This is a genomic window from Microbacterium halimionae (assembly GCF_011761265.1).
Classification (GTDB): Bacteria; Actinomycetota; Actinomycetes; order Actinomycetales; family Microbacteriaceae; genus Microbacterium; species Microbacterium halimionae.
On the sequence record NZ_JAAOZB010000001.1, the window covers coordinates 1,113,033 to 1,134,515 of the forward strand.

20 protein-coding genes are annotated in these 21,483 nt (G+C 61.5%); 15 read left to right on the top strand and 5 right to left on the bottom strand.

The features are described from left to right. Nucleotides 1–148: 148 nt before the first annotated feature. Nucleotides 149–784, bottom strand: coding sequence for a bifunctional 4-hydroxy-2-oxoglutarate aldolase/2-dehydro-3-deoxy-phosphogluconate aldolase (gene eda / locus FHS06_RS05165; protein ID WP_167046304.1), 636 nt, complete (start codon nt 782–784; stop codon nt 149–151). Between the two features lie 91 nt (nt 785–875). On the opposite strand from eda, the gene FHS06_RS05170 reads away from it, so the two are divergent. Both FHS06_RS05170 and FHS06_RS05175 read left to right on the top strand, forming a co-directional pair. Then, nucleotides 876–2,312, top strand: coding sequence for a gluconokinase (locus FHS06_RS05170; protein WP_167046305.1), 1,437 nt, complete (start codon nt 876–878; stop codon nt 2,310–2,312). Next, a complete protein-coding gene (locus FHS06_RS05175) occupies nt 2,312–3,289 on the top strand; it encodes a phosphoglycerate dehydrogenase (protein WP_243845351.1) in 978 nt (325 codons plus the stop codon). The genes FHS06_RS05170 and FHS06_RS05175 overlap by 1 nt, the downstream gene beginning before the upstream one ends. Here the strand turns inward: FHS06_RS05175 and FHS06_RS05180 are convergent. Continuing rightward, on the bottom strand, nt 3,286–3,984 hold the full coding sequence (locus FHS06_RS05180; RefSeq protein WP_167046312.1) for a FadR/GntR family transcriptional regulator: 699 nt from the start codon (nt 3,982–3,984) through the stop codon (nt 3,286–3,288). The two genes, FHS06_RS05175 and FHS06_RS05180, sit on opposite strands and share 4 nt — an antisense overlap. Nucleotides 3,985–4,142: 158 nt before the next feature. On the opposite strand from FHS06_RS05180, the gene FHS06_RS05185 reads away from it, so the two are divergent. The 7 genes from FHS06_RS05185 to FHS06_RS05215 all read left to right on the top strand — a co-directional run bounded on the left by FHS06_RS05185 (nt 4,143) and on the right by FHS06_RS05215 (nt 11,444). Continuing rightward, nucleotides 4,143–5,531 (top strand): GntP family permease, encoded by a 1,389-nt coding sequence (locus FHS06_RS05185; protein ID WP_167046314.1) that lies wholly within the window; start codon nt 4,143–4,145, stop codon nt 5,529–5,531. 31 nt (nt 5,532–5,562) lie between these two features. Beyond that, nucleotides 5,563–6,330, top strand: coding sequence for an SDR family NAD(P)-dependent oxidoreductase (locus FHS06_RS05190; RefSeq protein ID WP_167046317.1), 768 nt, complete (start codon nt 5,563–5,565; stop codon nt 6,328–6,330). A 53-nt stretch (nt 6,331–6,383) separates the two neighbouring features. Further along, on the top strand, nt 6,384–7,400 hold the full coding sequence (locus tag FHS06_RS05195; RefSeq protein ID WP_167047973.1) for a zinc-binding dehydrogenase: 1,017 nt from the start codon (nt 6,384–6,386) through the stop codon (nt 7,398–7,400). A gap of 94 nt (nt 7,401–7,494) precedes the next feature. Continuing rightward, entirely contained in the window at nt 7,495–8,550 is a 1,056-nt protein-coding gene (locus tag FHS06_RS05200) for an iron-siderophore ABC transporter substrate-binding protein (protein ID WP_167046320.1), read from the top strand. Continuing rightward, nucleotides 8,510–9,574, top strand: a complete 1,065-nt coding sequence (locus FHS06_RS05205) for a FecCD family ABC transporter permease (protein ID WP_167046323.1) — start codon at nt 8,510–8,512, stop codon at nt 9,572–9,574. Before FHS06_RS05200 ends, FHS06_RS05205 begins: the two co-directional genes overlap by 41 nt. Next, nucleotides 9,571–10,635, top strand: a complete 1,065-nt coding sequence (locus FHS06_RS05210; protein WP_167046326.1) for a FecCD family ABC transporter permease — start codon at nt 9,571–9,573, stop codon at nt 10,633–10,635. Before FHS06_RS05205 ends, FHS06_RS05210 begins: the two co-directional genes overlap by 4 nt. Continuing rightward, nucleotides 10,632–11,444, top strand: coding sequence for an ABC transporter ATP-binding protein (locus FHS06_RS05215; protein WP_167046329.1), 813 nt, complete (start codon nt 10,632–10,634; stop codon nt 11,442–11,444). The genes FHS06_RS05210 and FHS06_RS05215 overlap by 4 nt, the downstream gene beginning before the upstream one ends. A 240-nt stretch (nt 11,445–11,684) precedes the next feature. Here FHS06_RS05215 and FHS06_RS05220 read toward each other — a convergent pair whose 3' ends face one another. Both FHS06_RS05220 and FHS06_RS05225 read right to left on the bottom strand, forming a co-directional pair. Next, a complete protein-coding gene (locus FHS06_RS05220; protein WP_167046332.1) occupies nt 11,685–13,082 on the bottom strand; it encodes an HNH endonuclease signature motif containing protein in 1,398 nt (465 codons plus the stop codon). Nucleotides 13,083–13,267: 185 nt separating this feature from the next. Continuing rightward, nucleotides 13,268–13,867: a TetR/AcrR family transcriptional regulator gene (locus tag FHS06_RS05225; RefSeq protein ID WP_167046335.1), complete on the bottom strand. Its 600-nt coding sequence runs from the start codon at nt 13,865–13,867 to the stop codon at nt 13,268–13,270. A 119-nt stretch (nt 13,868–13,986) separates the two neighbouring features. Between FHS06_RS05225 and FHS06_RS05230 the strand changes: the two genes are divergently transcribed. Then, on the top strand, nt 13,987–14,931 hold the full coding sequence (locus FHS06_RS05230) for an alpha/beta hydrolase family protein (RefSeq protein ID WP_167046338.1): 945 nt from the start codon (nt 13,987–13,989) through the stop codon (nt 14,929–14,931). Nucleotides 14,932–14,998: 67 nt separating this feature from the next. After that, nucleotides 14,999–15,307, top strand: a complete 309-nt coding sequence (locus FHS06_RS05235) for a hypothetical protein (protein WP_167046341.1) — start codon at nt 14,999–15,001, stop codon at nt 15,305–15,307. A 24-nt stretch (nt 15,308–15,331) separates the two neighbouring features. On the opposite strand, the gene FHS06_RS05240 is transcribed toward FHS06_RS05235, so the two are convergent. Beyond that, the gene (locus tag FHS06_RS05240) at nt 15,332–16,642 is read right to left on the bottom strand and encodes a UDP-glucose dehydrogenase family protein (protein ID WP_167046344.1); all 1,311 of its coding nucleotides are present in this window, start codon (nt 16,640–16,642) and stop codon (nt 15,332–15,334) included. A 647-nt stretch (nt 16,643–17,289) separates the two neighbouring features. Here FHS06_RS05240 and FHS06_RS05245 point away from each other — a divergent pair. Genes FHS06_RS05245 through FHS06_RS05260 form a run of 4 tightly spaced genes read left to right on the top strand, consistent with a single transcriptional unit; the run spans nt 17,290 to nt 21,437 of the window. Next, nucleotides 17,290–18,303: an NAD-dependent epimerase/dehydratase family protein gene (locus tag FHS06_RS05245; RefSeq protein WP_167046347.1), complete on the top strand. Its 1,014-nt coding sequence runs from the start codon at nt 17,290–17,292 to the stop codon at nt 18,301–18,303. Next, nucleotides 18,293–19,078: a WecB/TagA/CpsF family glycosyltransferase gene (locus FHS06_RS05250; RefSeq protein WP_208387887.1), complete on the top strand. Its 786-nt coding sequence runs from the start codon at nt 18,293–18,295 to the stop codon at nt 19,076–19,078. Before FHS06_RS05245 ends, FHS06_RS05250 begins: the two co-directional genes overlap by 11 nt. After that, a complete protein-coding gene (gene murB / locus FHS06_RS05255; protein WP_167046350.1) occupies nt 19,075–20,109 on the top strand; it encodes a UDP-N-acetylmuramate dehydrogenase in 1,035 nt (344 codons plus the stop codon). Before FHS06_RS05250 ends, murB begins: the two co-directional genes overlap by 4 nt. Next, entirely contained in the window at nt 20,106–21,437 is a 1,332-nt protein-coding gene (locus tag FHS06_RS05260; protein WP_167046353.1) for an oligosaccharide flippase family protein, read from the top strand. The genes murB and FHS06_RS05260 overlap by 4 nt, the downstream gene beginning before the upstream one ends. Nucleotides 21,438–21,483: the final 46 nt, after the last annotated feature.

Sequence of the window (21,483 nt, forward strand, 5' to 3'; positions counted from 1 at the left end):
GCCCCAAGTATCGAACGTACCTCCGACATTGAGCATCCCAAAACAGCCTAAAAAGCCCCGGTGTGGATAACTTTCTCAAAAAACTTTTGGGGAGAACTGGATGGTTTCGCTCGCGCCATCAAGCGCCATCAAGCGCCATCAAGTACCGTTATGGAGTGGCTGACACCTGCTGCGAGACGGCGCGGGTGGTGAGATCGGTGATGGTGTTCCAGTCGCCCTGGGCGATTGCGGTGCGGGGCAACATCCATGAGCCACCGACTGCCGCAACGCACGGCTCGGCGAGGTAGTCGCTCGCGGTATCAGTGCCGATACCGCCGGTCGGCACGAACGAGACGTCGCCGAAGGGAGCAGCAAGCGCGCGGACCGCAGCGATGCCGCCAGAAGATTCAGCGGGGAAGAACTTGAGGGTCGTGAATCCGAGTGCGATTGCGTTTTGCACCTCGGTGGCGGTGACAGCGCCGGGGATAAGGGGGATGCCGTGCTCTCGGGCGCGTTCGGCGACGGCCATTGATAGTCCGGGCGAAACAAGAAAGCGTGCGCCGACGGCCGCGGCGATATCTACGTGCTCTGGAGTGGTGACGGTGCCGGCGCCCACGAGCACTTCGCCCCGTTTGACCAGGGCCGCCATGACGTCAGCGGCGACGGGCGTCCGAAAGGTGACTTCGGCGATCGGGAGGCCTCCGGCGGCAAGCGCAGAACCAATGCCGATACCCTCGCTGAGGGAGTTGGCGACAACGACCGGGACGATGCGGTGTGGGCGGAAAATTTCGACGACGTTGTTCATTTTTGCTCCATCCGTGACACGATTGAATAAATCATATTATTGAGTGCGAGGCGAGCGATGCCTCGAAAGTCACAGATGACGGACCTAGATCATGATTATTCTCGCGTTGGAATCAAGTACCACTTCGGCCAAAACGCTGCTCTTCGACTCGGAAACGGGTGACACGAGCGTTCGCGATCGGCGCTTCGAAGTCTCGGGACCGGACGCATCGGTGCGAGACGCCGATGCCATCTATACGCAGCTCATGGCGCTCGGGCGTGAAGCCGCAGCGGGTGTGAAAGTCGATCTCATTGTGCTCAGCGGCACATGGCACGGGCTCACCCTGGTCGATGAAGACCTGAGAACTGTCACGAAGGTGCGGGAGTGGCCCGACACCAGTGCGCAAGACCTGTGCGCGCGTGAGCGTGCCAACGAAGATTTCACCTGGTGGTTTTACGAACGCACCGGGTGCATGGTGAACGCGGTCTACCCTGCGTTCAAGTTGGCGTGGTTGCAGGAACAGGGGCTTTCGCTTGCTGGAAAGCTGGCGCTCGACCAACCCACGATCAACTTCGCGCGCCTCACCGGCGAAGCGGCAACAAACGCCTCGCTGGCGTCGGGCACGGGACTCCTCGGTGCTGAAAGCCTCGAGTGGGATGCCGAGATCGTCAACCACCTCGGCATTGGCACTGTGCGGCTGCCCGAACTTCGTGAGTCGACCTATACGGCGCCGCTGACGCGCGACGCGGCGATCTTGCTCGGCCTCACGCCTGGAATTCCCGTGCTCACCCCGGGCCCCGATGGTGGCCTCAGCCAGGTGGGCGATCGCGCGACCGAGCCGGGCGACATGACTTTTTCGATGGGAACGAGTGGTGCGCTGCGGTTTGCGACGCGGCATCCGTCGTTTTCTCAAGCGATGAGTACATGGTCGTACCGTTCGCCGCTGGGCGCGCTGAGCGGCGCGGCAACGTCGGGGTGCGGCAACTGTGTGGATTGGGCGCGCGAGCGTCTGTTTGGTCTCACAACCGACTACTCCGAAATCGAACCGCTGCTGTCGGCCGACAAGACAGATCTGCCGGTGTTTTTGCCGTTTCTTTTCGGCGAGCGAAGCCCCGGTTGGCAAGACCAGCGTCGCGGTGGCTTTCTCGATCTGAAGCCCAATCACGGTCGCGCCGACATGTATCAGGGCGTGCTCGAGGGCATCGTCTTTTCGCTTTATCACTGCTTCAAAGAGCTCACGGCGCTCAACGGGATGCCTCGGCGCATTGTCTTGTCGGGTGGAGTGTTGTCGTCGCCGTTTTGGACGCAGCTCGTCGCTGATGTGTTCGGCACCCAGATGGAAGTGTCGACACTGCAGCACAGCTCGGTGGTCGGGGCTGCCCGCATGGGGCTGCTCGCGAGTGGTCTGCCGAGTGCGCACCCCGCTTTTGACGGTGGCACGCCGAGGCTTGTGCAGCCGCGCACCGAGCGCAAGACGCACTACGACGGCGAGTTCGCGCGCTACCTCGAGCATTATTCGCAGACGCGACCCGAGGCGGTGAGCTCGTGATGGATACGCGCGCAATGAAGGTGCTCGTGACGCCGACGTCGCTCTGTCAAAATCCCGACGGCCCGGCGCTGCGGGCGCTTCGGGCCGAGGTGGGCGAGGTCGTGCTCAACCCCTTCCAGCGCCCGATGACTGAAGCAGAGCTCGCAGAACTTCTCCCCGGCGTCGACGGTGTCGTTGCGGGCCTCGATGCGTACAGCGAGACCGCGCTCGCCGCCGCCGACCAGCTCAAAGTGATCGCTCGCTACGGCGTGGGCGTCGACCGGGTAGATCTGGATGCCGCAGCAGCACGCGGCATCACAGTGACGCGCACGCCCGGGGCCAACTCCCTCTCGGTCGCTGAGCTTGCAATCGGGCTCACCTTCGCTGTGGCTCGTGGCATCGCGTATGCCGATGCGGGAGTGAGAGCGGGGCAGTGGCCCCGTATCGATGGGCGTGAGCTCACCGGTGCTGTGTTTGGTGTGGTCGGCTTTGGCGCGATTGGGCGGCTTGTCGCCGAGCGCGCTCGCGGTGTCGGCATGACGCCGATCGCATACGATCCGTTTTTGCCCGATGAGGTCTTTGCCGCTGCCGGAGTTGAGCGGGTCGATGTCGATGAGCTGTGTCGGCGGTCGGATGTCGTGAGCCTGCACGTGCCGCTCACGCCCGAGACGCGTCACCTGATCGATGATCGGCGGCTCCGGATGCTGCCGCCCGACGCCATTGTGATCAACACCGCTCGTGGGGGTCTGCTCGACGAAGGTGCCGCTCGCCACGCGCTCGATGACGGAACGCTCTTTGGCGTCGCTGTTGACGCGTACGAAACGGAGCCGCCGTCGGCGTCGCCGCTCGTGGGGCACCCTCGTGTCGTGTCGACCCCGCACAGTGGTGGGCACACGCGTGAAGCTGTGCAGCGGATGACCGAGCAGTCGATCGCTGATTTGCTGACGGTGCTGCGGGGCGACATCTCGCCGAACGCAGTTAGCGAGACACGCAACTAGTTGGACGAGCCTCGGACTTCGCCGAGGACGGCGTCGACGTAGCGACGGGTGTGGAGCTCCGCGGCTTCGGCGTCGCCGCGCGCAATCGCGGCAGCTGTGAGCATGTGGTTGTGCAGTGCTTCGTGTACCGGCACCGACGGGGTGAGGCCGACGCGTGAGCGCCCAGCGATGACTTCGGCGATGGGGCGCTTGACGGCGGCGAGCATGAGGTTGCCGCTCGCGTCGAGGATGAGGTCGTGAAAAGCGATGTCGGCGGCGAGGTATTCGTCGCTGTCGCCGAGGCCCTGTTCGCCGAGCTTTTCGAGGACGCCCGAGAGGCGCAGGATTTCGGAGCGCTGCAGGTCGGTGGCGCGGGTGGCGGCAAGACGCGCGGCGATCGGTTCGATGCCGGCACGCAGCTCGGTCACGACGACGAGCTGTTGCGCGCGGCGGGGGCCGGCGAGCTGCCACGCGATGAGGCGTGTGTCGAGAGCACTCCACGAAGCTGCGGGTTGCACGGTGACTCCGACGCGGCGCCGGGAGGCGAGCATGCCCATGGCTTCGAGCACGCGGACGGCTTCGCGGATGACGGTGCGTGAAACGCCGTAGTCAGCTTCGAGGCCCGCGGCAGTCAGTACCTGGCCCGCGGTGAGGTCGCCCGAAGCGATGCGGACGCCGAGGTCGTCGAGCACGTTGGTGTGCGAGGCTTTTGCCAAGGCGACTCCAATAAATACGATTTTCTAATGGCACAAATACGATCTTTGTGTAAAGATCGGTTGTCTCCCCACTGTAGGCCGGGGAGACATACGCATAGTACGCGCGGACATCGCGGCGAAGCCGCCGGTGCCCTCGGCACATCAATGGAGATATACCGATGGAAGATTGGTCTCAGACCCTAGGGACGGTTCCGCTTCTGCTCATTGCAGTAGGCGCGATTGCCCTCATCTTGTTGCTCATCATCGTCTTTAAGGTGCACGCCTTTTTGACGCTGATTATCGTCTCGCTGCTCACGGCTTTTGCCGCGCAGATCCCGGTCAGCGCTATCGCGTCGACTCTCACCGGGGGATTGGGAGGGACGCTCGGCACAGTCGCCCTGCTTGTCGCGCTCGGAGCGATGCTCGGGCGTTTGATTGAGCATTCCGGTGGTGCGAAAGCGCTCGCCGACAAGTTCGTCGACATTTTCGGCGAGAAGCGTGCGCCGTTTGCTCTCGGCATTGCGTCGCTGATTCTCGGGTTCCCGATGTTCTTCGACGCCGGGCTCGTCATGATGCTCCCGATCGTTTTCGCCGTGGCGCGTCGCGTTTCGAAGAACAACGTGCTGCTGTTCGGAATCCCCGCCGCTGCCGCCTTCTCGGTGATGCACGTCTTCTTGCCGCCGCACCCCGGCCCCGTCACCGCGACGGAGCTCTACGGCGCAAACCTCGGCATCGTGCTGATCGTGGGTCTCATCATCGTCTTCCCGACGTGGTACCTCTCGGGTTACCTCTGGGGCAAGTTCGTTGCAAAGCGCATTCCGTTGCCAGTGCCGACCCTCTTCGGCGAGATCGACGACGACCAGCCCACCAACCCGCCGAAGCCCGGCACCATCGTTGCGCTGTTGTTGCTGCCGATGTTCCTCATCTTCATGAACACCGGGCTCACCACTCTGACGAGCATCGGCGCTGTGAACGGCGACGACCTCTGGGTGCAGGTGCTCGTGCTGCTCGGCACGTCGCCCGTCGCCCTGTTGATCACGGTGCTCGTTGCCATGGTCGTGCTGGGTACTCGTCGCGGCGAGAAGGGTTCGGCGATCGAGAAGCTCGTCGACTCCGCTCTTGGCCCGGTAGCTTCGGTGATCCTCATCACCGGTGCCGGTGGCATGTTCGGTGCTGTGCTTCGCGCTTCGGGTATCGGTGAGGCTCTCGCTGACACGCTCAGCGACCTGGGCCTGCCGGTCATAATCGCGGCATACCTGATCGCCGTGGTCATCCGTCTCGCGCAGGGTTCGGCGACGGTCGCGCTCGTCACGGCTGCGGGTCTTGCGGCTCCTGCTGTGCTTGCTGGCGACTACAACCCCCTGCAGGTCGCAGCGATCGTGCTCGCGACGGGTGCGGGTTCGGTGTTTGCCGGTCACGTGAACGACTCGGGTTTCTGGCTCGTTGGTCGACTCATGGGTATGGACGTGAAGACCACGCTGAAGACCTGGACCGTGCAGCAGGCGATCGAGTCGGTGACGGCTTTCGTGTTCGTGCTGGGTGTGTTCGGCGTCGCGTCGCTGATCTAACCTTTCTCGCTCAACTCTTTGGAGGTACTCCATGTCTGACATCTTCGACATCTCGGGCCAGCTTGCGCTGGTGACTGGTTCAACGCGGGGCCTCGGGCGATCGCTCGCGACGGGCTTGGCGAAAGCCGGTGCGCGCGTGATCGTGCACGGCCGGAGCGCCGACGCGGCAGCGCAGACTGCGGCTGAGATTTCAGAAGAGTCGGGCACGCCCGCCGTGTCTGTTGCGTTCGACGTGACCGATGCGGCGGCGGTGGAGGCCGGGGTTGGTGAGCTGATTGCCGCTCATGGGGTGCCCAGCATCCTCGTGAATAACGCGGGTGTGCAGCGGCGTGCGCCGATTGCTGAATTCGCCGTCTCTGATTGGGACGACATCATCGCAGCGAATCTCAACGGTGTGTTCTACGTATCGCGCTTTGTTGCCCCCGCGATGATCGAGCGCGGTTCGGGCAAGATCGTGAACGTGGCGTCGGTGCAGTCGCTGCTTGCTCGTCAGACGATTGCTCCGTACTCGGCATCTAAGGGTGGCGTTGTGCAGCTGACGAAGGGGATGGCGGCTGATCTTGCGCGTCACGGCATCCAGGTGAATGCACTTTCTCCCGGATACTTTGCGACCGAGATGAACCGTGACCTGGTTGATGACCCGGAGTTCAGTGGGTGGCTCACTCAGCGGACTCCGGCGCAGCGCTGGGGAGACTTCGCTGAGCTCGATGGCGCGTTGCGCTTTCTCGTTTCGGATGCCTCGAGCTTCGTTTCGGGTCAAAACATTTTTGTCGACGGCGGCATGACCGCTGTTGTCTAACGCAGCGGTCGTCTGAGCCCGCAGGAAAACTGAGCACATAAGAGATGAGTGACATGCGCGCGGCCTTTATCGACGGCAAAGATTCGCTTCGGATCGGGATGCTTGAAGTTCCGGTGCCTGCAAACGATCAGGTGCGCGTGCGCATTGAGTACGTGGGGATTTGCGGGAGCGATCTGCATTACTACTTCGAGGGCGCCAACGGCGCTTTCGTGGTGAAGGAACCGTTGATTCCCGGGCACGAAGTGTCGGGGCGCATCGATCTTGACCCGACTGACGAGTGGAGTGCGGGTACTCCCGTGACCGTGCATCCGGCGACGTTCGGTGAGCCGCGTGAAGACCTAGCTGATTCGCCGCACCTGTGGCCGGGAGGTGCCTATCTCGGTAGCGCTTCGACGTGGCCGCACACGCAGGGTGGTCTCGTGGAATACCTGCTCGTGGAACGCAAAATGGTGCGGTTGCTGCCCGAGTCGTTGCCGGTGCGCCGGGCCGTGCTCGCCGAGCCGCTCGCGGTGGCGATGCATGGCCTTAGCAAGGCGGGAGATGTGCGCGGCAAGAAGGTGCTCGTGACGGGCGTCGGGCCGATTGGTCTGCTCGGTGTTGCGGCCGCGGTTGCCGCGGGGGCAGCTGACGTAACAGCAACGGATGTTTTTGCTGAGCCGCTCGCGCGTGCTCGGGCTTTGGGTGCGACCGCGGCACTGAACGTGACGCAGGATGCCGTGCCAGAGAGTGCTTTCGATGTTGTGCTGGAGTGCTCGGGTGTTGCTGCGTCGATCAATACCGCGGTGAAGGCTGCGGCGATCGGTGGGACTGTCGTGCAGGTGGGAATGGTGCCGAACGCAGAGCGGCCGCTGAACATTGCGCCGTTCATTTCGAAAGAGCTGAGCTGGTTCGGTACTTTTCGGTTCAACGATGAGATCGATCAGGCGATCGCGTTGCTCGACGCGAACCCTGGCATCGAAGATGTCATTACGCACGTTGTGCCCGCCGATGACGCCCTTGCGGCATTCAACGTCGCTCGTGACTCTCGGGCGTCGGGCAAGGTCGTTGTCGAGGTGTGGCCCGCGCGGTAGCGGGTAGCGGGGTCACGGCTCGGTCATGCAGCTTTAGTAAGGGTAGGATTACCTACGTTTGCCAACTGGCGATGCCGTCGTCTCGAGGAGTTTCATGATCCCCCCACAATCTCGCCTGTCTATCCGCAAGCGAGTGGTCGTTGTCGCGGCCGCTATTGTCGCTTCGGCGCTCGCGCTATCTGGCTGTGCTGCGGATGAAGCAACGACCACCAACGATGCGACGGCTGCAAGCGACGCATTTCCGGTGACGATCGAGAGCGCTCTTGGATCGGCGACGATCGATGAGGCGCCAACGCGTGTCGCGACGTGGGGTTGGTCGTCTCAAGATGCCGTGCTCGCGCTCGGAATCGTGCCCGTGGCGATGCCCTACAACTCTTACGGCGGAAACGACGAGGGCGTATTGCCGTGGGATGCCGAGGCGATTGCCGATCTTGGTGGTGAGACGCCGATGATGCTCAGCGGTTCGGATACCGGTGAAGTGCCGGTTGAAGAGTTCATCGAAGCTGACCCCGACATCATCCTTGCCCCCTATTCCGGCATTACGCAGGAGGACTACGACACGTTGAGCAAGATCGCTCCTGTCGTTGCCTACCCCGACGAGCCATGGTCGCTGCCGTGGCAGGATCAGCTGACGACGATCGGCGAGGCTCTCGGCAAATCAGCCGAAGCAGCGGAACTGCAGGCGAGCGTTGCGTCGGAAATCTCCGACCTCGCAGCCGGCGCGCCGGTGCTCGAGGGCAAGACGTTCGTGTACGTCTCGGCACTCGAGGCAGATCAGCTGAATATCTTTCGTGCCAGCGACCCGCGCGTCGACCTGCTGACGCAGTTGGGGATGGTCGTCAGCCCTAACGTTGCTGACCTCGATGCCGACCCGACCGCGGGCAGCTATTTCTATCAGCTGAGCTATGAGAATCTCGGCGAAATCGATGCTGACTTGATCGTCGGATACTTCGACAGCCAGGCCTCGGTTGATACTTTCCTCGCTGACCCGTTGGTCGCTGCTATGCCTGCCGTCGAAGAGGGTCGGTTCGCTCCGGTCGTTGGTGAGTCGTTCGTGATGGCGAGCAGTGCGCCGACGGTACTGTCGATCCCGTGGATGCTCGACTCTTATGTTCCGGAGCTCGCTGCCGCGGCAGACAACGTCGGTTGATTCTTTGGCGATAGGTCAGCGGCGCGTTCGTGGGCGCGTCGTGGTTGCGTATGCGGTCGCGGTGGTCGCACTTGTCTTGGTGGGGCTTGCCAGCATTTTGGTCGGCGCATCGGGGCTCGACCCGGTCACCGTGATCGGTGCGATCTTCCATTACGACCCGCAGAGCACCGTTGACCTGATCGTTGTGCAGAAGCGTTTGCCACGAACCCTTGTCGGGTTGCTTGTGGGGTGTGCCCTTGGGCTCGCGGGTGCTGTCGCTCAGGGGCTGACACGTAACCCGATCGCAGACCCGGGGCTCTTGGGTGTGAGCTACGGGGCGTCGCTCGCTGTTGTGCTCGGCACGTCGATAACGGGTGCGATGGCACTCAGCGGCTACGTGTGGTTTGCGTTTCTTGGCGCTGCGATCGCCTCGGTTGTCGTCTTCGCGGTCGCGTCGCTCGGGCGTGAGGGGGCGACCCCCGTGAAGCTCGTGCTGGTTGGAGCGGCCGTTTCGGCGGCGTGTGGTTCGATCATCACGGCGCTACTGCTCACCAGTCGGGCGGCGCTCGACACGATGCGTTTTTGGCAGGTAGGTGCGATCGCTGGCCGCGGCTACGACGTGTTTTGGCAGATGATGCCGGCGGTCGTTGTTGGTGTTGTTCTCGCGCTCTTGCTCGGACGCCAGCTCAACGGGCTTTCGCTCGGAGATGACGTCGCGCGCGGGCTGGGGCAGCGTGTCGGGCTCACTCGTGTGCTCGGGGCACTGGCAATCGTGTTGCTGTGTGGTGCGGCGACAGCTGCTGCCGGACCGATCGTGTTCGTGGGCCTTGCTGTGCCGCACATTGCGCGTGCGTTCGTCGGCCCCGACTACCGGCGAGTGATCACGTTTTCTGCGCTCGTCGGACCGATCGTGATTCTCGGATGCGACATCATCGGTCGGCTTATTGCGGCGCCGGGCGAGCTCGAAGTTGGAATCGTGACGGCGTTTGTTGGTGCACCGTTCTTTATCGCCATGGTGCGACGGCGGAAGTTGCCGAGCCTATGACCGGCGCCGATATCTCGCTTCTCACGACGTCAGTCGCTCGTCGGCGCTCGGCTCGGCGGTTGGCTCGTCGCAAGAAGACGGTCGTGCTCGCGGCGCTCATCGCGTTGATTGTTATTTTTGCTTTTCTGTCGCTCACCCTCGGCAAAGCGTCGGTCAGTGTCAGCGAAGTCTTTGCCACGATGATCGGGCAAGGCACGGCGATGACCGAGCTTGTGGTCTTAGAGCTGCGACTACCTCGCATCTTGACAGCGATAGTGGTCGGCGCGTGCCTCGGCATGTCGGGCTCCGTTTTTCAAAGCACGCTGCGAAACCCGCTGGCAAGCCCCGACATCATCGGGATCACCGCCAGTGCGAGCGTTGTGGGGGTCGTCTGCATCGTGTCGTTTGGGATGAGCGGCTACGTGTTGACTCTGACCGTGATCGTGGGCACCCTCCTTGCTGCGGTGCTGATGTATGTGCTTGCGTGGCGCGAAGGGCTCAATGCGTTTCGGCTCGTGCTCGTCGGCATCGGCGTGGGAGCGTTTTGCGCCGGTTTTGTCTCGTTCATTCTGAGTCGGAGTGACATCAGAGACGCGCAGACTGCTCTCGTGTGGGTGACCGGGAGCCTGAGCGGCTCTAGCTGGCAGGCCCTGTGGCCGATGACGGCGTGTGCTGTGATCATCGTGGGGTTGGTGGCGATGCTCAGCCGCCCTGCGCGCATTCTTGCGTTGGGCGATGACACCGCGGCGGGGCTCGGCATCCCGGTAGAGAAAATTCGGCTTGCGACGCTGGGCTGCGCCGTGGCGTTGGCCGCCATCGCCGTATCGACCGTTGGCCCGCTGGCGTTTGTGGCGCTCGCGGCAGGTCAGATAAGTCGGCGGCTGCTGCGTTCCGGATCATCGAGTGTTGCAACTGCGGCCTGCGTGGGTGGCGCGCTGTTGTTGGGTGCTGACATCATCGCTCAGCACGCCTTGCCCAGCACTCCGTTGCCGACCGGTGTGGTTACGGGATTGGTCGGTGCTCCCTTTTTGATCTGGCTGCTTGTGAGAGCGAGCCGAACCGGCAACGAAAGCGGACAATGACGGACTCTTCTGCGCACTCACTCGCCGCGGCACATTTGGCTCTCGGATATCGCGACCGCCGCATCATCGATGGACTTGATGTTGAGATACCGGCGGGCGCGATTACCGCGATCGTTGGCCCGAACGCGTGTGGCAAGTCGACGTTGCTGCGGGGGCTTTCGCGGTTGCTTGCCCCGGCTGAGGGCAAGGTGCTGCTCGACGGCAAAGACATTCACTCGATGCACACGCGGGAGGTTGCGACCGTGCTTGGTTTGCTGCCGCAAGCGCCGCAGGCACCGGACGGAATCAGTGTTGCAGACCTCGTGGGGCGCGGCCGTTACCCGCATCAGGGGTGGTTTCGAAAGTGGAGCACTGAAGACGACGAGATTGTGCACGCGGCGATGGAGGCGACTTCGGTCGTGTCGCTCGCGGCGCGCAATGTGGACGAGTTGTCGGGTGGTCAGCGTCAACGAGTGTGGATTGCGATGGCGCTTGCGCAGCGCGCGGAGGTGCTGTTGCTGGATGAGCCGACGACGTATCTTGACATCACGCATCAGATTGAGGTGCTCGATCTGCTCGTCGACGTCAACAAAGACTCGGGGGCAACCATCGTGATGGTGCTGCACGACCTCAACCTCGCGAGCCGGTACGCCGACCATCTCATTGCGATGTGTGATGGTCGAATCGTGGCGCAGGGGGCTCCGACCGATATCGTGACGGCAGACTTGGTGCGCGAAGTGTTCGACCTCGATTCAGTCGTCTTGCCTGATCCCGTGGGTGGAACTCCCACGGTGAGCGCGATTGGGCGCCACCACCGCTTATCGCCGTAGGGCTTTCTTTACCTCGGTGGCAGCGTCACGTGCAGCGGAGCGCGGCGCAGCTTCGAGCGCGGTGCAGGTTCAGGTACGTTGCAGCTTCGAGCGCGGCGCAGGTTCAGGAACGGCGCAGCTTCAAGCGCGGCGCAGCTTCGAGCGCGGCGCAGCTTCGAGCGCGGTGCAGGTTCAACCAGAGCGCAGTGCAGCACAGCGCATTGCAGGTCTAAGCGCGGTGCAGCGAAGCTAGCCGCTGCGTCAGAACGGCGGCGGCGCGTCTAAAGGTGTGGCGCCACGTGCGGGGGAGGCAGACTGCTCCCGTGGAACCGATTCTGCCCCGGGTTGATCGACCACATCGGGTTCGAATACCACCCCGGGTGGTTTGTCGGTGTAACTTCGCCCGGTCGGCGAGGTCCACTCCAAAACACCATCACCGCGCTGCTTCACCGACCACTTGCTTGCATGTTTCAAACTGTGGTGCCTTCGACACAGATGCGCCAGGTTGTGCTGATGAGTCGGGCCCCCGAGGGCAGCATCCACGGTGTGATCAATGTCGCAGCGGTGGGTGGGCATGCGGCATCCCACGAACCGGCAGTGTTGATCTCGTGCCCGAAGCTGCCGTTTGAGTTGATCAGTGGGTCGATACCTGTCGACCGCGACGACGGTGCCCGTGACGGGCCGGGTGAACACTCGATCCCAGCCCGGTGCAGTACCCGCGAGGCGCCGTGCACTCTCGGGGTCAACGAGACTCAAGCCCGACAGATCCGCGGGTGTCGATGAGGTTCCGGCGAGCGTCGTGGCAGGCACTGTGACCTGCACAATCGCCTTGATCGCACCGAGCCCACCACAGTCGTCGCCCGCCAACGGGTCGAGGCTCGGCACCGAGGTGAGCAGCATGTCGGAGAACAGATCGGCGCGGATCTGATCCGTCGTCCGCCGATCATCCACCACAGGCTCATCCTCGGCGCGGAGCTTCGTGCCGTAATCCGATCGCCCCGCCCGGAAGTCTTTCAACGCTCGGGCTTGCTGCGTGAGTCGGTTGAAAATCCCGTGCGCCTGCACCGACGGCAGTACCGCGTTGAGAGAACTCATCCCATCGGCAAGGTCAAACAACCGTACCGTGCGCGTCGCGTTGGCGTCTTCAAAACGTTCCTCGAGCGTTCGTGGCTGTGCCTTCTCCGCCAGAGCTGCAGCAAACCCTCGCAACCGTCCCGGTGTCTCGGCCTCAGCGACCTCGACCACTTCTTGGTCATATCGGGCCTTGGCTGTGGCATCCGTGAGGTTTATGCCTGCCCGCAGTATTTCTTGCACATGCCGTTCTGAGATGCGACCCGCGCTCCACGATGCGAACGTCTCGGGATAGTGCTCGGTGACGTCCATCGCCTCGTCGATGCGATTTTGCGTGGTGCGATCCGACATCCGCAATGCCGCCGCGAATTCTGCAGCCATGGAGCGCATCGGAATCTCTCGTTCCCGCGACTCGCGCGACGGAATGAGACGCATCTCAGCGAGCGCCATACGCCCGCCTTCGGCGAAATCTTCTGCCAACCCCGCCTGCAGCTGCGCGATCTGCGCCAGGCGGGATTCTGCCGACAACACAACCTCAGCCCGGGTGCGTGCCCCGGGTGAGTGTTGTGTGGTCGTGTTCTCTGACATGACTCAAGTATCGAACATACCTCCGACATTGACCGTGCCAAATCGCCCCAAAACAGGCCAGTGTGAATAACTTTTTCAAAGAAATTTTGGGGAGAAGAGGATGGCCCGTAGATCGCAACGATTAACGGCCCGGTTTTCGTGGCGCTTGCTGTCGTTTCCCGCGCGAGGGAGCGGTGGGATCTGGGTTAGTGACGTCCTCGGCTAAGCACGCCCGAGATGAGCAGTTGCACGAGTGCGCCGGCGTCGTACTTGGCGTCGCTTGCGGCACCGATGCAGAGGTTGCCGATGCCTTTGAGTACGTTATAGGCGTCGACCGGTAAAGCATCCTCCTCGGATTCGAGTGCTGCCTCGAGAAGTTCGCCACACACCGGTACGAGACGGCTAACGAAGTAGGTATGCAGAGCATCGGAGCCGGCGCTGTCTCCCTGCAGTGCGCCAGCGAGGCCGTGCTTGGTAACGAGGAACTCCACAAACAAAGCCACCCATGCCCGCAAGGCTGCCTCGGGCGTCGGGCTCTCGGCGAGTAGTCGCGGGCCCGCCTCTGCACACGCCTCGACCTGGTGCCGGTACACCGCCACCACAAGCTCCGGACGGGTCGGGAAGTGACGGTAAATCGTCCCCACGCCAACGCCGGCCTTGGCTGCGATGTCGCGCACCGGAGCGTCGACCCCGGAGGTCACGAACACCTCTGCCGCGGCAGCGAGGAGTGCCTGCTGGCTTCGTCGAGGACGGCCCACTTGCTGGGGTCGCGCAGGGTGCGACTGGTCGCTCTCGGTCGTAGCCATGTGCTCGTCCTCACTGCGTCGATCGCCCGTATTTGCAATACGGAGCAGGGTTCCGTAATGTTGCGGAACGATGCTCCGATAAACAGTATGTCAGAGCGCACCTCTAGAAAGGAATTGCCATGACCTCGCTTCTCGTCGACGCGCTGGACGGCATCATCGGCGCCAGCGCTCCGGTCGTCTCGGTCGCCCCTGTCATGTTGTCTGCCCCCGACCGCCCCGTCCCCTTGGAGGTGCGTGTGTCTGCGCCGACTGCCGGTACGAACCTCCCCGTGGTGGTGTTCTCCCATGGCAACGGGTGGAACCTCGACGGCTACACGCCGCTCACCGCGTTCTGGGCCTCGCGAGGGTTCGTCGTGATCCAGCCCACCCACCTCGACTCACGCCGAAACGGTTTCGGGTTCGATCACCCGGTGTTTCCGACGATCTGGACCGAGCGGATCGCGGATCTCACCCGCATTCTCGATCAGCTCGACACCATCGAGGCCGCCGTACCCGGACTTGCTGGCCGAATCGACCGCAGCCGCGTTGCCGCTACCGGTCATTCCTGGGGCGGCCAGACGGCGCAGTCGCTCCTCGGCGCACGGATCCTCGACGAAGCCGGCCAGGTCGGCGATGATATGTCCGACAGCCGTGTCACCGCGGGCATCCTGTTCGCCGCAACCGGCGTCGGCGGCGACGACCTGCATCCGTTCGCGCAGGCGAACTTCCCGTTCATGCGCCCCTCATTCCAGGAGCTCACCACGCCCACGCTCGTCGTCGCCGGCGACCATGACCAGTCCAAGATGTCGAGCCGCGGACCCGACTGGTTCACCGACGCCTACACGTACAGCCCCGGCGCGACCGACCTGCTGACCTTCTACGGTGCCGAGCACTCGCTTGGCGGGATTGTCGGCTACGAAGTAGCCGAGACCACCGACGAGAACCCTGAGCGGGTCGCCGTCATCCAGCGGATGAGTACTGCCTACCTTCAGACCGCTCTGCACGTCGAAGAGAGCAGTTGGTCCGCTGCTCGCTCTGCGTTCAGTGACAGCACCGATCCGATCGGGCGCGTCGACAGTAAGTGAATCAGGCCACTTACCGCTGCGACTCACAAGGGTGGCCCGAAAACACTGAAAAAGCTATCGTGGCCGCATGAGCGAAACACCAGTGACCTCAGTCAGCACATACGGCATCGTCGTCGCCTGGGTCTCAGGCCTGGCGCTCGGCCTGCTGATGGGCCTCGGGCTCAGTGCGGTGATTCAAGACCTCTGGTGGGGGCTCGGTCTTGGACTCGCTTCGGGGCTCGTGCTCGCCCTCGCGATGCTGCGCTGGGCGCGCGGTGTGAACAACGGACCACCCCGACGCACCGAGCGTCGAATCAACGACACCGACTACGGCCCGATGGGCCCGGGCGTCTACGGTGCGGGCCACGCGGGTCGCGACGGCGGCACAGGCCGCTAGGCCCCCGTCAGCCCAAAGTCACCCTTACGGGCGGCCCATGCCGTAGTAAGTCCAGCCAGCGGCGCGCCACGCGGCGGCGTCGAGGCAGTTGCGTCCGTCGACGACGATGGTGCCGGCCGTGAGGGATGCCGCGTGCTCGGGCGAGAGCTGGCGGCGGTATTCGTCCCATTCGGTGACGACGATCACGGCATCCGCTCCGGTGAGAGCTTCGTCGCGGTCTTGCACGTACCCGAGCTGCGGGTGGACGCGCTGGGCGTTTTCGATGGCGGCGGGGTCGGTGACGGTGACCTTGGCGCCGAGCCCGTGCAGGCGCACGGCGACGTCGAGAGCGGGGGAGTCGCGGATGTCGTCGCTGTGAGGCTTGAACGCGGCACCGAGCACGGTGATCTTCTTTTCGAAGACTTGGCCGTCGAGGGCTTCAACGACGAGCTGCACGGCGCGTTCGCGGCGGCGCATGTTGATTTCGTCCATTTCGCGCAGGAACGCGACTGATTCGCCGCGGCCGAGTTCTTCGGCTCGTGCTGAGAATGCGCGGATGTCTTTGGGGAGGCATCCGCCACCAAAACCGATACCGGCCTTAAGGAACTGATTACCGATGCGCGCGTCGTGCCCGATCGCCTCGGCCAGTTGGGTGACATCGGCTCCGGTAACTTCGGCGATCTCGGCCATGGCATTGATGAACGAGATCTTGGTGGCCAAGAACGCATTGGCGGATACCTTGACGAGCTCTGCCGTTGCATAGTCGGTGACGATGAACGGTGTGCCCTTGTCGATGGAGGGGTAGTAGATCTCGCGCAGAATGTCGGCTGCGCGCTCGCCCTCGGCGCCCGCGGGAACGCCAGCTACGAGGCGGTCGGGGTCGATGGTGTCTTGCACGGCCCAGCCTTCGCGCAAGAACTCGGGGTTCCAGACGAGCGTTGCGCCGGTAGGTGTGACCTTTTCGGCGAGGTCGGCCGCGGTGCCGACGGGAACCGTCGACTTGCCCGCAACGAGGTCGCCCTCAGAGAGGTAGGGGAGCAGGCCTTCGACAGCTGCGTTGACGTAGGTGAGGTCTGCCGCGTAGCCGTCTTTTTGCTGAGGGGTACCGACGCCGACGAAGTGCACCTTAGAGCCCTGCGCCTCGGCCATGTCGGTGGTGAAGCGAAGCTTGCCCGACTCGATGCCAGCTGTGAGGATCTCTTGCAACCCAGGCTCAAAGAACGGAGCCTTGCCCTGCGAGAGGGTATCGATCTTGCGCTGGTCGACATCGATGCCGACAACGTCGTGACCAATGGATGCCATGGCTGCCGCGTGAACGGCACCGAGGTAACCGCACCCGATGACTGAAATCTGCATGAAACTCCCTTAAATAGGTACCGAGTGAACGGCCCCTGCCGATGCGATTAGGGCAAAGCTAGCAGTCACGCGCCGAGCGGCTAGCTACCCGGAGCGCAAGTGGCATTAAAGTCTCGACCGGCATACCTGGCTGATCGTCTTTCTGAAGAACACTTTAGTCAACTGGGCAAAACGAAATGGCCAAAATTGGTTTGAGAACTGAACATGAGAAGTCTGGGCAGGGCTAGCAGCTGCAGCATCGGCGGCCAAGATCAACTTCTTGTATCGATACGACACCGTGAGTAGAAAAATCGCGAAGCATGTCGGCAGATCACCGCTCAACGTTCACAAATTTGGGGCGCGCCCAATTGTGCCGAGTCGCCGGCTGGCACAGCGGCCAACGAGAGCATCGGCGACTCGATGCGTGCGCTTGTACAGCCCGAATCGGTGCGCGGGAGGGAGCGACTGTCTGTGGAGGGAATGCCTAGCTCGCTCTTGAAGCAACTTTTTTGTTAACAGGCTGTGTCGATCAGCCGTCGGCGCATGAATTGAATGGAGCGCTCTGTATATTTAACCTGCGGCACTGATCGCGGCATCAGATTTGCACGACGTTCGCGCTTCGGGATAGCCAGCTATGCCCGAAGCCCGACGAGACGGTAGGAGCACGATTGAAGTACTTCGTCACGGGTGTTGCGGGCTTTATCGGGTTCCATCTCGCCCGCGTTTTGCTAGACGCTGGGCATGAAGTTCGTGGGTTTGACGCTCTAACCCCTTACTACGACCCGTCACTGAAAGTGGCACGCTTAGCTCGGCTGGAAGGATCGTCAAGTTTTTCGTTCGTCCAGTCAATGCTCGAGGACAGAGACGCACTTGATAGAAGCATTGATGAGTTCGAGCCTGAGATAATTGTTCACTTGGCGGCTCAAGCGGGGGTGCGCTACAGCATCGACCATCCAGATACCTATGTGCAGTCTAATTTGGTCGGTACATTCAATATCTTGGAGGCGGCGCGCAGGGTCAAGCCGCGACACTTGCTTTTTGCGTCTACGTCATCGGTATATGGCGGGAACGAGAAGACTCCATTTAGCGAAGTCGATTCGTCTCACCAACCCGTTTCTCTCTACGCAGCAACTAAGAAAGCTGGCGAGGTGATGAGTCATTCATACTCACATCTCTTCGACATTCCTACCACGTGCTTTCGTTTTTTCACGGTTTATGGACCGTGGGGGCGCCCTGACATGGCGCTGTTTAAGTTCGTAGACCGCATCGAGCGCGCGGAGCCGATTGAAGTTTATGGCAATGGAGAAATGAGCCGTGATTTCACCTATATCGAGGATTTAGTCCATGCGATCAAGCTTCTCGCAGACGTCGTCCCGTCGAAGGGCGCTCCAGCTGGCGGGAGCAGTAGTATTGATTCGTTGTCGACCGTCGCGCCGTGGCGTGTCGTGAATATTGCGGGCGGGCGGCCCGTAGGGCTGATGGCCTTCGTGGAAGCCGTCGAACGTAGCCTCGGCCGCGAAGCAGTCAAGATTATGCTTCCGATGCAACCTGGTGACGTGCGCACCACGAGTGCTGATCCTCGGCTGCTAAAAATGCTGACCGGCTACGAACCATCTACGCCAGTTGGTGAAGGAGTGGCCAGATTTGTCGAGTGGTATCGAGAGTATCGCCGTGCCGGATAAAAGTTCTGGCGTCCCAACTGTCGTTGTAGCTGGACTAGCTACCGCTCGCGTGACGGGCGATCAGCTCGCCGAGATGATGGTTGAAGACTGTCTTGCGGCGCGCGGCGCAATTGGTACGCGGCCCAAGGTTGTATTCTCATCTAACGGACAAGGGATCGCACTCGCGGGGGCTGACGCCGAATTTTCAGCGGCGATGTACGAAGCCGACATTATTCACGCGGATGGCATGCCAGTAGTGCTCGCGTCGAAGCTTACTGGAACGCCCTTGCCGGAGCGCATTGCGACCACGGACTTCTTTCACAACGCGGCGATTGCCGCGGTTCGCAGCGGTCTAAGCTTCTTCGTTCTGGGGGCCACAGAGAAGCAGAATAGTGCAGCGGTTGATGCGATGGTGAGGCTCTATCCCTCATTGAAAATCGCGGGAAGACACCACGGATATATTGGCCCCGAGGACGACGAGCGCGTAAGCGAAATGATTGTCGAGAGCGGTGCGGACGTGGTCTGGGTCGCGCTGGGGAAGCCCCGTCAAGAATACTGGTGCGTTCGAAACAGAGAGCGGTTGACGGGCGTTGGGTGGATCAAGACGTGTGGCGGCTTGTACGCGTTTCTCGCAGGTGACGTTCGACGTGCTCCTACATGGATGCAACGACTTGGCCTCGAATGGTTGTACAGAGCACTCGAAGACCCGCGAAGACTGGGCTGGCGATATTTAACTACGAATCCGCGCGCTCTATATCGGCTCATCCGCTACACGAATAGATCGACGGAAAAATGACTACACCTAGTGCAAGCAGCGCGGGCGAATCAAGGATAAGACGGCTTGGACTCGAGATTCAAGCAGCGCTTCCTGGAGCAGTAACCTTCGACGTCCGGCTCTCTTCGATGTCGTGGTGGCAGATAGGTGGGCCCGCTCGAGTCGTCGTTGAGCCGAGGAACCGAGCAGAAGTGGTCAGCGTCATGACGATTCTCGACGGATCGCTTGTGCCCTTCTGCATCATCGGTGAGGGTTCAAACATTCTCTTCGATGATCGAGGCTTCGAGGGCGTGATTATGGTGATCGGCCGGCGAATGTCGAAGACGCGCATTTCAGGGAATACGGTCTGGGCCGAGGCAGGGACGCCGATCCCTCGACTTGCGTTAGAAGTTGGAGCTCAAGGGCTCACGGGTTTGGAACACGCAGTAGGGATACCAGGTACTCTAGGCGGCCTCATTCTCATGAACGGAGGCAGCCAGCGCAAAGGAATTGGAACAACTGTTCGTCGCGTGACATGTGTGGATCGAAACGGCGAGATACTGGAAATGACCCAAGCGGAATGTGAATTTTCGTATCGAGGATCGCGGCTACAAGCGACCGATGCCGCAATCGTCGAAGCGGAACTTGAACTGGGGAGTGGCTCCGCCGCGGATATCAAAGCCGAGATGGAAGAAATTGTCGCCTCTCGAAACGCGCGGTTTCCCCAGAATTTACCAAGCTGCGGATCAACGTTTGTGTCTGATCCAAAGCTATACGCAACTATCGGGGCGCCGGGAAAAGCCATAGAAGCCGTTGGCCTGCGCGGTTGGCGCCGAGGGAATGCTCAGATATCAGAGCAACATGCAAACTTCTTCGTAAACCTTGGAAACGCGTCGTCGGCCGACATTCTTTGGCTTATTGCGCTCGCCCGCAACTCAGTAAGGGATGTCACTGGGGTTGCCATGGACTGCGAGGTTCGGTACGTGGATGTCTCTGGTGAAGCGAGCCCGGCCCATATTGCTGCGACCGCACGATGGGGAGAGCAACTGACGAGCAGCTCGCTCAGCGCATGAGCGGTCTCGCGCGACAGGCGTTCACTGTGCTGTTCGGGCGCGGTGTGGTCCGTGTTGCGCAGTTCGTAGCATTTCTAGTGCTGGCTCGGTTGCTGTCACCGACGGATTTTGGGTGGTTTGGCATCCTCACATCGGCAATCACTCTCGCCGCTACGCTCGGTAGCCTTGGGCTTCGCCAGTCTTTCGCGTACGAAATTGGCCAAGACCGTATTACGCCGGGGCAAGCCGCCGGTACTTCGTTGGCTTTATGGCCGGTCCTTAGCCTGATTGCCGCTGCCGTGATATTCGCGGTATACGGCCGTCAGATATCTGGAATAGCCCCCGCTGTTGCGGCGGTCATAATCTTACTTGGCGTCAGCGGAGCAATTTTGCACACCCTCCTCCAAGGTATCTTCCTCGGTCGGGGTGTGATTTGGGCGTTCAGCCTAAGTGATGCTTTGCCTCGGATCACGCTGATGCTAGGAGTGCTCGCGATTGCGTTTATGGGCGTGATGACCCTGGATTTGGCATTGTGGGTGCAGGTGGGGAGTTATCTTATAACGCTTCCCGTGATCGTAGTTCTCGCCGTTTGGCAGACCGGACCGCTCGGAACGGCATTTAGGCGCCTTCTGCCGATGCTTAGGTACGGGCTGATCTTCGCGCTGAATCTCTTCCTCGTGACGTTGTGCTCGCGCTTATCCATGTTTGTCATCGAGGCGACATCAGGCGCTGATTCCGCAGGTCAGTTCTTCGCCGCCATTCGCGTGAATGAAATATTTCTTGAGATAGCGACTGCACTTGGAATGGTCCTATTCTCAAACGCGGTACGTAGCACAGATTCCGCTTCTTCAATCAAACGCGGCATCGATATTGCGAGTTGGCTTTTCTGGCTTTTCATGCTTCTTGCGGTGCCAGTTTCCCTCTTAGCACCTAGCGTTCTTACACTCCTTATCGGCAGCGAATACGCCGGGGCAGTTCCCGCGCTCCAGATTCTTGCTTTTAGCCTTGCCCCAACCGCAGCGAGTCGAATGGTGTACCCGACTCTTGCAGGAAGCGGAAGTCCATTTTTCGGCACACCTGTGATTGCCATGAGTTTGATGTTGAACGGCGCTCTGGCTCTCATTCTCGTGCCTCAGTTCGGCATCGCTGGAGGCGCAATTGCCGTGACAGTCGGACAGTACGCTCTCCTCGTTGGTTATGCAATCACCTGTCGTATCCGGTTTAATATACCCATTCATGCTTTATTCCTTCCACGATGGGGTCAGATTAAACAGATAGGATCCGGCTTGATATCGAGGCTTCGAAAGCGACGAGAAGGGCCTGGCGACGAGAAGGTTGGCGATATCTAGCGATAGATCCTCACACTTCTCAATATCGTCTGATGATTGGATATTA

Excerpts from the sequence above, each read along its gene's own strand:
- eda (WP_167046304.1), bottom strand. The coding sequence starts at position 784 with ATGAACAACGTCGTCGAAATTTTCCGCCCACACCGCATCGTCCCGGTC.
- FHS06_RS05170 (WP_167046305.1), top strand. The coding sequence starts at position 876 with ATGATTATTCTCGCGTTGGAATCAAGTACCACTTCGGCCAAAACGCTG.
- FHS06_RS05175 (WP_243845351.1), top strand. The coding sequence starts at position 2,312 with ATGGATACGCGCGCAATGAAGGTGCTCGTGACGCCGACGTCGCTCTGT.
- FHS06_RS05185 (WP_167046314.1), top strand. The coding sequence starts at position 4,143 with ATGGAAGATTGGTCTCAGACCCTAGGGACGGTTCCGCTTCTGCTCATT.
- FHS06_RS05190 (WP_167046317.1), top strand. The coding sequence starts at position 5,563 with ATGTCTGACATCTTCGACATCTCGGGCCAGCTTGCGCTGGTGACTGGT.
- FHS06_RS05195 (WP_167047973.1), top strand. The coding sequence starts at position 6,384 with ATGCGCGCGGCCTTTATCGACGGCAAAGATTCGCTTCGGATCGGGATG.
- FHS06_RS05200 (WP_167046320.1), top strand. The coding sequence starts at position 7,495 with ATGATCCCCCCACAATCTCGCCTGTCTATCCGCAAGCGAGTGGTCGTT.
- FHS06_RS05205 (WP_167046323.1), top strand. The coding sequence starts at position 8,510 with ATGTTCCGGAGCTCGCTGCCGCGGCAGACAACGTCGGTTGATTCTTTG.
- FHS06_RS05210 (WP_167046326.1), top strand. The coding sequence starts at position 9,571 with ATGACCGGCGCCGATATCTCGCTTCTCACGACGTCAGTCGCTCGTCGG.
- FHS06_RS05215 (WP_167046329.1), top strand. The coding sequence starts at position 10,632 with ATGACGGACTCTTCTGCGCACTCACTCGCCGCGGCACATTTGGCTCTC.
- FHS06_RS05220 (WP_167046332.1), bottom strand. The coding sequence starts at position 13,082 with ATGTCAGAGAACACGACCACACAACACTCACCCGGGGCACGCACCCGG.
- FHS06_RS05225 (WP_167046335.1), bottom strand. The coding sequence starts at position 13,867 with ATGGCTACGACCGAGAGCGACCAGTCGCACCCTGCGCGACCCCAGCAA.
- FHS06_RS05230 (WP_167046338.1), top strand. The coding sequence starts at position 13,987 with ATGACCTCGCTTCTCGTCGACGCGCTGGACGGCATCATCGGCGCCAGC.
- FHS06_RS05235 (WP_167046341.1), top strand. The coding sequence starts at position 14,999 with ATGAGCGAAACACCAGTGACCTCAGTCAGCACATACGGCATCGTCGTC.
- FHS06_RS05240 (WP_167046344.1), bottom strand. The coding sequence starts at position 16,642 with ATGCAGATTTCAGTCATCGGGTGCGGTTACCTCGGTGCCGTTCACGCG.
- murB (WP_167046350.1), top strand. The coding sequence starts at position 19,075 with ATGACTACACCTAGTGCAAGCAGCGCGGGCGAATCAAGGATAAGACGG.
- FHS06_RS05260 (WP_167046353.1), top strand. The coding sequence starts at position 20,106 with ATGAGCGGTCTCGCGCGACAGGCGTTCACTGTGCTGTTCGGGCGCGGT.